Annotated in this window: 12 protein-coding genes; 2 read left to right on the top strand and 10 right to left on the bottom strand. The window is 63.5% G+C overall.

Annotated elements, in window-relative coordinates; translation table 11 throughout:
• Positions 1-141 precede the first annotated feature (141 nt).
• The 3 genes from ACKUUH_RS05480 to ACKUUH_RS05470 form a co-directional block, all read right to left on the bottom strand.
• Positions 142-1,011, bottom strand: a complete 870-nt coding sequence (locus tag ACKUUH_RS05480; protein WP_407948864.1) for an NlpC/P60 family protein — start codon at positions 1,009-1,011, stop codon at positions 142-144.
• Positions 1,008-1,379, bottom strand: a complete 372-nt coding sequence (locus ACKUUH_RS05475) for a MarR family winged helix-turn-helix transcriptional regulator (RefSeq protein ID WP_407948863.1) — start codon at positions 1,377-1,379, stop codon at positions 1,008-1,010. The genes ACKUUH_RS05480 and ACKUUH_RS05475 overlap by 4 nt, the downstream gene beginning before the upstream one ends.
• 88 nt (positions 1,380-1,467) lie before the next feature.
• Positions 1,468-2,844 (bottom strand): leucyl aminopeptidase family protein, encoded by a 1,377-nt coding sequence (locus ACKUUH_RS05470; RefSeq protein WP_407948862.1) that lies wholly within the window; start codon positions 2,842-2,844, stop codon positions 1,468-1,470.
• Between the two features lie 101 nt (positions 2,845-2,945).
• Here ACKUUH_RS05470 and ACKUUH_RS05465 point away from each other — a divergent pair, with 101 nt between their 5' ends.
• Positions 2,946-3,626, top strand: coding sequence for a glutathione S-transferase family protein (locus ACKUUH_RS05465; RefSeq protein WP_407948861.1), 681 nt, complete (start codon positions 2,946-2,948; stop codon positions 3,624-3,626).
• 25 nt (positions 3,627-3,651) lie between these two features.
• Here the strand turns inward: ACKUUH_RS05465 and ACKUUH_RS05460 are convergent, their stop codons facing one another.
• Positions 3,652-4,764, bottom strand: coding sequence for a TAXI family TRAP transporter solute-binding subunit (locus tag ACKUUH_RS05460; protein WP_407948860.1), 1,113 nt, complete (start codon positions 4,762-4,764; stop codon positions 3,652-3,654).
• Between the two features lie 209 nt (positions 4,765-4,973).
• Here ACKUUH_RS05460 and ACKUUH_RS05455 point away from each other — a divergent pair, with 209 nt between their 5' ends.
• On the top strand, positions 4,974-5,933 hold the full coding sequence (locus tag ACKUUH_RS05455; protein ID WP_407948859.1) for a tetratricopeptide repeat protein: 960 nt from the start codon (positions 4,974-4,976) through the stop codon (positions 5,931-5,933).
• A gap of 76 nt (positions 5,934-6,009) precedes the next feature.
• Here ACKUUH_RS05455 and ACKUUH_RS05450 read toward each other — a convergent pair whose 3' ends face one another.
• From ACKUUH_RS05450 to ACKUUH_RS05425, 6 genes are read right to left on the bottom strand one after another with little or no spacing between them, the layout of a single operon-like run.
• On the bottom strand, positions 6,010-6,960 hold the full coding sequence (locus tag ACKUUH_RS05450; RefSeq protein ID WP_407948867.1) for a type II secretion system F family protein: 951 nt from the start codon (positions 6,958-6,960) through the stop codon (positions 6,010-6,012).
• Positions 6,961-6,998: 38 nt separating this feature from the next.
• A complete protein-coding gene (locus ACKUUH_RS05445; protein ID WP_407948858.1) occupies positions 6,999-7,985 on the bottom strand; it encodes a type II secretion system F family protein in 987 nt (328 codons plus the stop codon).
• A gap of 9 nt (positions 7,986-7,994) precedes the next feature.
• Positions 7,995-9,455, bottom strand: a complete 1,461-nt coding sequence (locus ACKUUH_RS05440; protein ID WP_407948857.1) for a CpaF family protein — start codon at positions 9,453-9,455, stop codon at positions 7,995-7,997.
• 16 nt (positions 9,456-9,471) lie between these two features.
• Positions 9,472-10,797 carry a CpaE family protein gene (locus ACKUUH_RS05435; protein ID WP_407948856.1) on the bottom strand — a complete coding sequence of 442 codons (1,326 nt, stop codon included), beginning with the start codon at positions 10,795-10,797 and terminating at the stop codon, positions 9,472-9,474.
• The gene (locus tag ACKUUH_RS05430) at positions 10,797-11,486 is read right to left on the bottom strand and encodes a CpaD family pilus assembly protein (RefSeq protein WP_407948855.1); all 690 of its coding nucleotides are present in this window, start codon (positions 11,484-11,486) and stop codon (positions 10,797-10,799) included. Before ACKUUH_RS05430 ends, ACKUUH_RS05435 begins: the two co-directional genes overlap by 1 nt.
• Positions 11,487-11,504: 18 nt before the next feature.
• A complete protein-coding gene (locus ACKUUH_RS05425; protein WP_407948854.1) occupies positions 11,505-12,977 on the bottom strand; it encodes a type II and III secretion system protein family protein in 1,473 nt (490 codons plus the stop codon).
• Positions 12,978-12,982 lie beyond the last annotated feature (5 nt).

Genomic DNA, 12,982 nt, shown 5'->3' with positions numbered 1-12,982 from the left:
GAGTGCTGGCGAACAGGCGTTTCGCTCGCAAAGTCATAGCCTTGAACCAGCCCGGAAAAATTTAAACCGGACAGCAGTGGTGTCATCCCGGGATTTATTCCCGGGATGACATCGTTGTTTTTGTCTCGACTGCGAAACGCCCTACCGCTTCACAAGCCTTTTAATGCTCGTCACATGCCCCGCCTCCGAGCGGGCGATGCGCGACATGGCGATGTCGAGGCGTTCCACGGCGACGCGCATGTGATGGGCGTTGGCGTGGATCATGCGCTCGGCATCCACCATGATGCCGACATGCCCCTTCCAGAAAACGAGATCGCCGCGCGCGAGTTTCGTGAAGTCGATGGGCTCGGGAAGCGCCTCGCCGAGCGTCGCCTCCTGCATGTCGGTATCGCGGAGCGAGGCGATACCGGCGCGCTCCAGCGACATCTGCACGAGGCCGGAGCAATCGAGCCCCATGCTGTCGCGTCCGCCCCAGAGATAGGGCACGCCGGTGAACTCCTCGGCGACGGCAACGAAATCTCGGACATGCGCACCGGCAGCGGCCAGATGCGCGGTGAAGACCCAGCCGCCCGTATCGAGTTCGCTGAAATTGCCGCGCGCGCCGGTGATCTTGAGTTTCGCGTTCATGGAAAGCGGAATGGCGGGCCGCGTCTTCAGGTCGGGCTTTGGATAGATGAAGGTGCGCAGCGCTGCGACCGTATGCGTCGGCGTGGCGGGGCGGGAGACAAGTTCCTTCGCCTCGACATAGCCGACATAATCGTCGAGCAGCGACTGGCCCCAGGCCCAGCCGCTCTTCTCTTCATAGACGCGGAAGGTCTCGCCGTAGAGAAGCTGCGTATCCATCGGCGCGGCGGGCTCCGGGCGGCGCAGCAGCGGCAGGACGGGCGCGCGCACGATGCGGTCCGCGCCCTCCACGAAGCGCGGGGCGTTCACCTCGCCACGCAGATGCGCGGCCGCGAGATCGTCGCGATAGGCGTTGAGGCGATGATCCGGACCGCGCTCGCGGCTCATGCAACAAGACCTCGCGACGACCGCACGATCAGGTCCGCGAATTCCTGCATGAAGCCCGTGCCCTTCACCGTTCGCAACACGAGCACGTTGCGCCTGTCGGCCTCGTCGCGCGACCGCTTCAGAAGATCGAGGCTGCCCAGCGTGTCGAGCGCCCGCGTGACGGCGGGTTTCGAAACGTCGAGAGCGGCCGCGAGGCCTCGAACCGTATGCGGCGGCGGGTCGAGATAGACGGTGAACATGATCGCCAGTTGCCTCGACGAAAGGTCGGGCCCGTCATTGCGGACCGACTGCAGAACGACGTCGTGCCACAGAGACAAAGCCTGTACGGGCTTCAACTCCGGGTTCCCCCCATATGCTAAATCCGGCATAGCCTCCCCCAGCGCTGCCATGATCCCCACCCGTCACCTCCGTTCCGGGCCCGGATCAGTCTAGCTCGCGTTTACGCTGGGGCAAGCCTCAGGCGCCGTAGCGGCGCATCAGAAGGTGGTAGAGGGCGCGAATGCCCTGCGCCTCGCCGCCCACGGGGCGGCCGGGCCTGGGTTTGGGCGCCCAGCCGTAAATGTCGAAATGCACATGAGCCTGCGCCTTTTCGACGAAACGGCGCAGGAAGAGCGCGGCGGTTATGGAACCGGCGAAGGGTCCGTCCGAGACGTGGTTCACATCCGCGATCTTGCTTTCGAGCCAGCCGTCATAGGGCCTCCAGAGCGGCATGCGCCAGAGCGGATCGGACATGGCCTCGGCGGAGACCGCGATCTCGTCTGCCAGCGCGTCGTCATCCGTATAGAAGGGTGGCAGGTCGGGCCCGAGCGCGGTGCGAGCCGCGCCGGTCAGCGTCGCCATGTCGATGATGAGGTCGGGCGCCTCGCTGTCGGCTTCCGCAAGCGCGTCGGCGAGCACGAGCCTGCCCTCCGCATCGGTATTGCCGATCTCGACGGTGAGGCCCTTGCGGCTCTTCAGGATGTCGCCCGGCCGGAAGGCATTGCCGGAGACGCTGTTCTCGACGGCGGGGATCAGCAGCCGCAGGCGGATATCGAGCTTCGCCTCCATGAGGGCCTGTGCGAGCGCGAGCGTGCAGGCGGCGCCGCCCATATCCTTTTTCATGAGCAGCATGGCGCTTGAGGGCTTCAGGTCGAGGCCGCCCGTGTCGAAGCAGACGCCCTTGCCGACCAGCGTGACCTTCGGTGCGCCTTCCCTGCCCCAGCGCATGTCGATGAGGCGCGGTGCGACGGCAGCTGCGCGGCCGACGGCATGGACCATCGGATAGTTTTCGGTCAGCAGATTGTCGCCCTCGATCACGGAGAAGGAAGCTTCATGCGCCGCAGCGACTTCCTTCGCCGCCGCCGCGAGGTCGGCGGGGCTCATGTCGCCTGCCGGCGTGTTGATGAGATCGCGCGCAAGGAAAGTCGCGCGGGCGAGACGGCTCACCTCTTCGCCGTCGACGCCCTTCGGCAGGACGAGCCGCGGCCATTCGCGCGCGCTGCCCGAATAGCGCGTGAAGCGATAGGTGCCGAGCGCGAAGGCGAAGACCGCCTTCGAGACGTCGCCATGCATTTCGCCCGCAAGGCGGTAGTCGCCCGCCGGGAGCGATGCGGGCAGCGCACCCGCGACGAAGGGGTCCGCGCCATCGCCGAGGCCGAGCAGGACGCCCGCAAGGCCGCCCGAGCCGTCCGGCAGAAGCAGCACCTTGCCCGCCTCGCCCTTGAATCCCGAGGTCGTGACCCACGCGGCGCCGGGGCCCGCATGCGTCGCGCACCAGGCTTCCGCCTCGCCCGTGCGGATCAGCCAGACCGGCGTTGCCGCCGCATCCTTGTCGGTGATGAAGATGTCGAGCACGGGCGCTCCCTTCGGAGGAAAGACGTGATTTTGCTGGCTCGGAACCTTATAGAGTGGCTGTAAGGCCTGCAACGGCCACACTTGTGGAGACAGGGGGCAGCATGACCGGCAGCGAATTCGAACTCGTCATCGGCGACAAGAACTGGTCGAGCTGGAGCCTGCGTCCCTGGCTGCTGATGCGGCAGGCCGGCATCCCCTTCACCGAGACCTCGATCCGGCTGCGCCAGACGGACACCAAGGCGCAGATCCTCGTCCATTCGCCAACGGGTTTCGTGCCGGCGCTCAAGTGGCGGGGGGCCGTCATCGGGGACTCGCTCGCGATCTGCGAGACCATCGCCGATCTCTTCCCGGCGAAGGCGCTCTGGCCCGCCGATGCGCTTGCGCGTGCGCTCGCGCGCAGCGCGGCGGCGGAGATGCATTCCGGTTTCCAGAACCTTCGCCGCGAGATGCCCATGGCCGTGCTCGAAAAGCATCCCGGCGTAGGGCAGACGGAGGAGGCGCTTGCCGATGCCCGGCACATCGTCGGACTGTGGCGCGGGTTGCGGGTCCGCTTCGGGCGTCAGGCGGTGGAGGACCAGGGCTTCCTCTTCGGCCGCTTCAGCGTGACCGACGCCATGTATGCCCCGGTCGTGACGCGCTTCGCGACCTACGATGTCGACCTCGAGGCTCTCGGCGACGACGGTACGGTCCGCGCCTATATGAATGCCATCATGACGCTGCCCTCCATGCAGGACTGGCTGAGGGGTGCGGAAATGGAAGAAACGGCGAAGCAAAATCTGTGACGTTTCGATGACATTCCGGTGACAGTCAGGGGGTTTTATCCCCGTCTTCCGGCAACAATATCCCCGCTTCCCGGAAGTAGCGCGCCGCGCCCTCATGCAGCGGTACGGGCAGCGACGCAATCGCGAGACCTTCCTCCTCGCCTTTCTCACCTGGCAGCAATCCGGGCAAGGCAGGGCTGCTCAGCAGCACATGATTGCCCTCATAGAAGAGCGCATTCACGATGCGGTAGACGAGATCGGCATCGGCCGTTTCGTTCACGACCCATATCATCGAGACGCCGAGCGTCTTCGTCGCGGGCACGAAGCGATAGATGCCGTCGGGAATTTCCAGCGGCTGGAAATTCGCACCGGGCCGTGTGAGCTGCTCCATTCCCTCGCCTTCGATCGGTACAATGACGATCGAGCCGCGATCGGCAAGGCTCGCGATTTCCACCGACGGCAGAGCATCGACAAGGAAGAACGCGTCAAGCTGACCGCGCAGCATGAGTTCCGCGGCCGCCTCCGCATCATAGTCGAAGAGCGTCACGGTGCGGCGGCCCAACCCATGTACCGCAAGCACTGGAAGCGCTGCCTCGCGCGTGCCCGAACCGGGCGTGCCGACGGAAACGCGCTTGCCCTCGAGGTCCGCGATGGAAGCGACATTCGCGTTGCGGCTTGCGATGAGATAGAGCGCCTCGCGATAGACGCCGGCAATCGCGCGGAGATTGCGGATCGGTTTCTCGCCGCGGAAGGGCGTTTCGGCGCGCGTCGCAAGATCGAGAACGGGCGCGGCGACGAGAGCGGAATCGTAGTTGCCCGCACTCACCGCGCGAACATTCGCCACGGGACCGGGAGAAGATTTCGCCACCGCGACGAGGCCCGCAACGCCGCAAGGCAGACCGCGTTCGCAGCGCGGCGAGCCCGGCGGGCGGCTGATGGCCGCCGCCAGCCGCTCGCCAACGGCAAAATATTCGTCGCCCGGACTGCCCGTGCCGATCTGGAAAAAGGTGACCGTTTCCGGAGCCTCCTCGAGGCTTGCCGGCGGCCGCAGGTAGAACAGGAGCACGAGAGCGGCGACCACCCCCACGCCGATGGATATGGCCAGATTGCGCGCGGAGATTCTGGATGCGATTTCACGCCCCCTCTCCGCCAGCTGCACTGCCCGTTCTTTCCACTGCCCAATTTCCATAAACCAATCCCAGCACGGCAATGCGGAACAAAAAAGACCAAGGAGCCGGAAATCCGCCAAATCAGTCCGATCTTATAATTAATCCTTTCTTGACGGCTCTCCCCGAAAATCACTTCACAGCATGGCCCTGCCCGACATCGTCGGGGGCCTCCGGAAGCCATGGACCGGGATATGCCATCATGAAGCCATTCGCCGATCAGACCTCGCGACCCGCCGCCCACAGGCGCGGCCTCGCTGTCGCGGCAACATTCTGCTCCGCTCTCGCGCTCGCGGCCTGCTCTTCGGCGGGTACTGGCGCCGGCGCCGGGACCGAACTCAACGCCAGAGACGCCGCGCAGGCCCGGATCGACGAGCCTGCCCTGCGGGAAGCGGCGGTCGAAAGCACCAAGACGCAGGACTATGTCGCCGCGGCCGCCTATTGGGGCGCACTATACGAACGCTCGCCCAACGATACCGGCGTCGCCGTACATTACTCCAAGGCGCTCCGGCAGATCGGTTCGCTTGAGCAGTCGCTCACCGTCATGCAGCGCGCGCAGATCAAGGCGCCGCAGAATACAGACGTTCTTTCGGAATTCGGAAAGGCACTGACTGCCAGCGGCCGGCCCGACCAAGCCTATACCATGCTGACCGAAGCGGCGGCGACCGCACCGCAGGACTGGACGATCCAGTCGGCTCTCGGCGTGACCCTCGACCAGATGGGCCGCTATGACGAGGCAAAGAGCCACTACGGCAAGGCGCTGAACCTTTCGCCGGACAATCCTTCGGTGCTCACAAATCTGGGCCTGTCCCACGCGCTGACGGGCGATCTCGACACCGCCGAACGAATGCTCCGCAAGGCTGTGGCCGACCAGAAGGGCGATGCCTATGCGCGGCAGAATCTGGCGATCGTCCTGGGCTTGAAGGGCAACTTCGACGAGGCCGAACGGCTCGCCCGCGCGGATCTCCCGCCGAATGTTGCCGACAGCAACATGGCCTATCTTCGCGCCATGCTTTCCCAACCTGCACTCTGGAAGCAGATGGAGACCCTTGACGACAAGCCCGCGTCACCGAAAGTTTCGCCGCCGGAGACAAAGGCGAAATCCTCCGAGACCGATCAGGTTTCCTCGCTGCCGCCCGAAACCAGCGTCTCACTGCGCTGAACAAACCGACCCTTCGTTAGACAGAAAAGGCGCCTGTGGAAACACAGGCGCCTTTCTCGTAGGTCGTCTGCTGCACTCAGAACGTAGAGGTCGCCTTGATGATGGCCGGTCCCAGGATGACGCCGAAGAGTGCCGGCAGGAAGAACACGATCATCGGGACGGTGAGTTTCGGCGGAAGGCTTGCCGCCTTCTTCTCGGCTTCCGCCATACGCATGTCACGGTTCTCCTGCGCCATGACGCGGAGCGCCTGGCCGAGCGGCGTACCGTAGCGTTCGGCCTGGATAAGGCTCGTCGTCACCGCCTTGACGCCTGGCAGGCCTGTGCGCGTGGCGAGGTTTTCATAAGCCATGCGCCGCTCCTGCAGATATGAGAGTTCGGCGGTCGTCAGGCCCAGCTCCTCCGCGAGCTCGACCGACTCTTCACCAATCTCGGCGGCAACCTTCTGGAATGCCGCTTCGATCGACATGCCGGATTCGACGCAGATCAGAAGAAGGTCGAGTGCGTCCGGAAAGGCCTTGCGGATCGAGTCCTGGCGGTGGGCTATGACGTTTTCGACGAAGAGGTTGGGCAGATAGAAGCCCACAAAGGCAGCGGCGCAGGAGGCAGCGAAACGCGCCATCGGCTGCAGACCGAAATCGTTCAGGAAGACGAGATAAAGCAGGGTGACGGCGAAGAGGATCGGCGGCATCACGAAGCGAAAGAAGATGAAGGTATACATCGGCCCGGGACCACGAAAGCCCGCCTGCCGCAGTTTGCTCTTGATTTCCGCGTTTTCAAGCATATTGCCCCGAGCAAACATCTCGACGACGCGCTTCTTGAAACCCATCGTCGGCACCTGGCGAAGCCGCGTCTTTTCCTGCGCCAGAGCCTCGCGGGCACGGGCACGCATCGCCTCTCGTTCCGTCGAAACAAGCTTCATGCGCGTGCCAAGCCTGTCGGTGTTCATCAGCGGAGCGGTCAGAGTGAGGATGGTCGCGAAAGCGGCAAGCGCCGTCAGGAGCATCACGGCGCTCTCAACATTGAACATGCTTTCGATGAACTCGAAGAAGGCCACTTTCAGTATCCCTAAAACTTGAAGTCGATCATCTTCTTCATGACCAGAATGCCAATGCCCATCCACATCAGGCCACTCGCGATGATCATGTTGCCCGGCGTGGTGGTGAACAGCACAGTCATATAATCAGGCGAGGTGAAGTAGATCAGCAGCATGACGCCGGGCGGCAGAGCGCCGATAATGGCGGCCGACGACTTGGCTTCCTGGGACATCGCCTGAATCTTCGCACGCATCTTCTTGCGTTCGCGAAGTACCTTCGACAGATTTCCCAGCGCTTCAGACAAGTTGCCGCCGGTCTTCTGCTGGATCGAAAGCACGATCTGAAAGAAGTTCACCTCTGGAAGAGGCATTCGTTCGTATATTTTTTCAAGCCCCTGTTCCAGCGTAACACCGACACGTTGCCCCTCAACGATCCCCTGAAACTCGGTACGAATAGGCTCCGGCGACTCGGTTGCGATGATCTTCAGGCAGTCATTCACCGGCAAGCCCGATTTCACGCCGCGGACGATCACATCGATCGCATTGGCGAATTCCTCGGTAAACGCCTTCTGCCTCTTCTTCATGAGATAGGAGAGCACCCAGCGCGGCAGGCCGAACGCGGCGGCAAAGCCCCCGAGCAGTGCTATGAAAAGAGCAAGACCGGCAAACTTGAGGCCGAGCATCACCACGAGTCCGCAAACCACACTTGCGATATAGAAAATCCGCGGCTCGATATCGAGACCGGCGCGCTCGATGCGCGTCTTCAGAGGGATGCGCTTCTTCTGTTCCTTCTGTTTATCTTCCAGCGTCTTCAGCGTCTCCTGCATCTGCTTTCGACGCTTTTCGCTATTGTCGACGTCGCTGTCGGCAGCGGTCGCGAGGCGCGCGTTTCCCGCCCTCGTCACCCGCGCAACGCGCTGCTGTGATTTCGATTCACCGCCGACAAACACAAAGCCGACGGCGCCGATGCAGAGCGCCGCGAGTATGGCAATCGCGAAGATGATCAACGTGGACGACATACCGGTTCCCTAACCCTGGGCGCGGTCGAGCGCGGCCGCGAGGGCATGATGCTGATTGTAGTAGCGCGCACGATCCCAGAAAGACGGACGCGCGATGCCGGTCGACTTGTGCTTTCCGATGATATGGCCGGTCTCGTCTTCGCCCTCGATATCGTAGACGAAGAGATCCTGGGTAATGATGACGTCGCCTTCCGTACCGAGCACCTCGGTGATGTGCGTAATACGGCGCGAACCGTCGCGCAGACGCGCCGCCTGAATGACCACGTCGATCGAACCGCAGATCATTTCGCGGATCGTCTTAGACGGGAGCTGGTAGCCGCCCATCGTGATCATGCTCTCGAGGCGAGAAAGAGCCTCGCGCGGGCTGTTCGCATGGAGGGTGCCCATGGAGCCGTCGTGGCCGGTGTTCATGGCCTGGAGGAGGTCGAAGGCCTCCGGGCCGCGCACTTCGCCGACGATGATGCGCTCGGGACGCATACGCAGGCAGTTGCGGACAAGTTCGGTCATCGTGACCTGACCCTGCCCTTCGAGATTTGGCGGGCGCGTTTCGAGGCGCACCACATGAGGCTGCTGAAGCTGCAGTTCAGCGGCGTCTTCGCAGGTGATGACGCGCTCGTCGGTGTCGATAAAGCCGGTAAGACAGTTGAGCAACGTCGTCTTGCCCGAACCCGTACCACCGGAGATCAGCACGTTGCATCGCACCTTGCCGATGATACCCAGAACCTCCGCACCTTCCTGCGAGATGGAATTGTACTGCACCAGGTCGTTCATGGTGAGTTTGTCGCGGCGGAACTTTCGGATGGTGAGCGCCGGTCCGTCGATCGAGAGAGGCGGGACAATGACGTTCACGCGGCTGCCGTCAGGCAAGCGCGCGTCGCAGATGGGGCTCGACTCGTCGACGCGACGACCAACCTGACTCACGATACGCTGACAGATGTTCATCAGCTGGCTGTTGTCGCGGAAACGAACGCCGGTGAGTTCTACCTTGCCGTTGACTTCGATGAAGGTCCGCTCACAGCCATTGACCATGATGTCCGCGATGTCGTCACGGGCAAGCAGTGGCTCCAGCGGGCCATATCCAAGGACGTCGTTGCAGATATCCTGCAGCAGGGCTTCCTGCTCGGAAATCGACATGACGACGTTCTTGATCGAGAGGATTTCGTTGACGATATCGCGAATTTCCTCGCGCGCGCTCTCCGCATCGAGCTGCGCAAGCTGCGTGAGATCGATCGTGTCGATGAGCGCGTTGAAGATCGTCGTCTTGATCTGATAGTAGCTCTCGGAGCGATGGTCGCTCGCGCGCGCAGGGGTGGCAGGCTTCGCCGCGGGCGCAGGCTTCACGGGCGCGGGTTTCTGTGGCCCGGCCTTGGGCGCAGTGGAGGCAGCCGGCGGCGGCGCATCCTGCCTGGAGGCGGGTGCCGGTGCGGGCTTGCGCGGAACTGCCTGGCCTTCGGTCCGCCTTCCAAACACGATACGCTACCTCCTGTTATCCCTTGCGGGAGAGAAAGCCGAACAGACCCGGCTTGGTGACCTTCGGCGCCCGAACCTCGCGGCCGCAAAGCTGCTGAGCCAGGAAACGAAAGCCGTCGGCCGTCTTTCCCTTGGGTTCCAGTTCCTCGACCATCTGGCCGTTATTCGCGGCCATGCCGAAGAGCCCCGGATTGAACGGAAGAACAAGCGTCGCCTCGGTGCCGACCGCCTCGGCGAAATCCTTCACGGGGATCTCGGGGCGCTTCGGCATACCGACCTGATTCAGCACGATATGTGCGGCGTTGTCGTTCGGCCGTGCCTGGCGCGTCAGATCGAGAATGTTCTTTGCGTTGCGAAGGCTCGCGAGGTCCGGTGTCGCCGTGATGACGATTTCATCGGCGGCGAGGAGAACCTTCCGCGTCCACGGTGCCCAGACATGCGGCAGATCGACGACGACGCAAGGAACACCCGCGCGCACGATATCGAGGACGCTCTCGCAGCTGTCTGCATCCATCTCGAAGTCGCGATCGAGTATGGCCGGTGCCGCAAAAAGGCTCAACCGATCCGAGCACTTCACCAGAAGGCGGTCAAGCAGGACATCGTCCAGACGTTCAGGCGCCGTCAGCGCATCGGCGATGCCCTGCGCGGGGTCCTGGTTGAAATCGAGCCCGGCCGTGCCGAAAGGCAGGTCCATGTCGGTGATGATGACGTCTTCGTCCATCCCGCTCGAAATGCACCAGCCGACATTGTGCGCGATGGTGCTCGAGCCCGTACCGCCCTTGGCGCCGATGAACGCAATCGTGCGGCCGATCGGCGGCGCATCCGGGTCGATATAGAGACGCGAGATCGCTTCGATCACGCCAATGGGACGAAGCGGCGCGACAAGGTACTCGTTCACGCCCTGGCGGATCATCTCGCGGTAGAGCGAGACATCGTTCATGTGCCCAATGACGACGACCTTCGTACCGGCGTCGCAGACTTCGGCGAGTGCGCCCAGCTGAGCAAAGAGGCTGTCTCCGCCCGCGCGCGCCTCTACCATGATGAGGTTCGGGGTAGCGGACTGCTGATACTGCTCGATTGCCGCCGGAATGCCGCCCATGTGCACCGTGAGATGCGCTTTTGCGAGCCGACGATCCTCACCGGCGCGCTGAATGGCACTGCCCGTGGCCGGCTGTTCGCAGAAGGCGTGGATGGTGATGCGCGGGACGGGCTTCATCACGGCGAGCGATTCCGGTTCCGGCCCGGCGGTGGCCATGGACTGCGCAAGCGGTGGCGCCTCGGGTGCGGGTGCGGGCATCGGCGGCGCTTCGACCGTCGGCTCCTTGCGTGCGAGATTGCTCATTATTCCACCTCACTCACAGCGCCCGAGTCCTGCTCGGTGCGCTGGGTCGCTGTTGGCTCGCCGGCACGGTACTTTTCGAGCACTGTGTTGCGGCGTCCCGCATCGGCTGGCGTCATTATCCTTGGGCCGGCGAGATCTGCCGGATCGGCGACCATCGCCGCGAGATTGTTCTGTGTCGCGCAGCCATGATTGGGGGGCAGACGGTTCGCCGGATCGAAGGCGTAGTCCATGCTCCAGTCGCCGCAGGCGGTGGGCTTCGCCACATAGCGCTTGAACGACAGGATCAACGGCGCGTCATTGTCGGCGCCCGACGCCCGATAGGGCGTGTAGGCGAGGCTCGTCACACCGTTTTCAGCCAGGATGTCGCGGACATCGCTCAGCGCGACGGCCGCAGCGCCTGCATTCGGCGAACCCGAAGGCGTCGAGATGGTGAGAGGTCCGTGACCGCGCTGGCGATAAGCGGCCGCGAACGCTTCGATTGCGCTGCGCTCGGACGGCGCCAGGCCGGGCTGGCCGGCGACGACACCGACATTGAGCGTTGCGACATCTGTCTCAACCGAGATCGGGTGCGTGTAATTCGCGTCGTATTGGGCGTCCTCGATGCCATTGAAGCCACCGCAACCCGCGAGACCCGCGGCCAGCGCGACGGCGATACCCCTGGCAGCATTCCTGACGATCAGCTTTGCCATTTCATTCATCCTTCGCGCTCAGTCCACAACGAAGCCGACAGGCCCCTGCAGCGTTTCCTTGCCGGGTACGGCGCCACGCGTGCCATAGGTTGCGTTCAGCTTGCCCATCAGGATCGTGTCCATATCGCTTGCCGGCGCATAACCGTCCGTCGGCAGCACGAGATTCTTGCGGGACGTCGGATCGACGAGATAAGGCGTCACGATCACGACGAGCTCCGTTTCGTTCTTCTGGTAGTCCCGGCTGCGGAAGAGCTGGCCGAGAACGGGCACATCCTTCGCGCCCGGCACCCCGTCGATGTTCTGCCGGGTCGTATCGGAGAGAAGACCGGCCATCACCAGCGAGCCGCCGCTCGGCAGCTCAAGCGTCGTCTCGGCGCGGCGCACCTTGAGGCCCGGCACCGTAACGCCATCGCCGCTGACCCCCTGCAGGACGAACGCTCCGTCCGAGGAGAGCTCGCTCACCTCCGTCGAAATCCGCAGGCTGATACGGCCCTCGCTCAAGACGACCGGCGTGAAGTTCAGGCCGACACCGAAGGGCTTGAATTCAAGCTGTACGTTGCCGTCGCGATCGCGCGAGGTCGGAACGGGGAACTCGCCACCGGCGAGAAACTTCGCCGACTCCCCCGAAATCGCCGTCAGGTTCGGCTCGGCAAGCGTGCGCAGGATGCCGTCGCGCTCAAGCGCGCGCAGAGCGCCCTCGATGCTGTCGTTACCGCTGGTGAAGCCGGTGCCCTCCGTCGAGAGACCGCCAAGCGACCCGCCCTGGACGCTGAACGAGTTGGATGTCGCAAGCCGAAGCGCGAAGTCGCCGAAATCGGCGGCGCTCGACAGATCGACGCCAAGCTGCTTGATGACGCTGCGCTGCATTTCGGCAACGGTCACCTTGAGCATCACCTGCTCCTTGCCTTCGATGCCGAGCATGTTGAGGACGTTGTCCTTGTCGACACCGATGTAGCGAGCCGCGAGATCCTGGGCCTTGCTGGCCTCGCTTGCGTTCGCCACCATGCCGGAGAGAACGATATGGTCGTTGATTGACTCGACATCGATCCGTGCGCCGGGGAAATACTGGCGCAGCGAGTCGCGCAGGCCGGTCAGGTCTCGCGCCACGCGGATTTCAAGATTGAGAATCTGCTGGCCGTTTTCATTAAAGAAGAATGCGTTGGTCTGGCCGACGGCGAGACCAATGAGGTAAGTCCGCTTGTTGGTGCGCACCACCGCGTCCACGATCGCCGGGTTGGAAACGAGCACATCGCGCGCCGCCACGGGCAGTTCGACAATAGCCGCCTTGTTCAGGCCGAGCACAATGCTGCGCGAGGCCTGCCCCATACCGCCCTGGTCGATCTTGACGAGGCGCGCATCGCCGGCATGCAAGCTTCCCCCTACCGGGGTGAGAGCGAGAGCAAGCGCGCAAAGGATCGCGGCGGCGGCCCGGCCGGGCCGGACTTTCCTTGCGGCGTTACCCGCCTTCAGCTTGTTCCACATCCTGTTCATGCCCA

It is taken from the genome of Parvibaculum sp. (assembly GCF_045863935.1).
Taxonomy (GTDB): Bacteria; Pseudomonadota; Alphaproteobacteria; order Parvibaculales; family Parvibaculaceae; genus Parvibaculum.
Note: the sequence above shows the minus strand (reverse complement) of the source record. Positions and strands in the feature narration are given on the sequence as shown.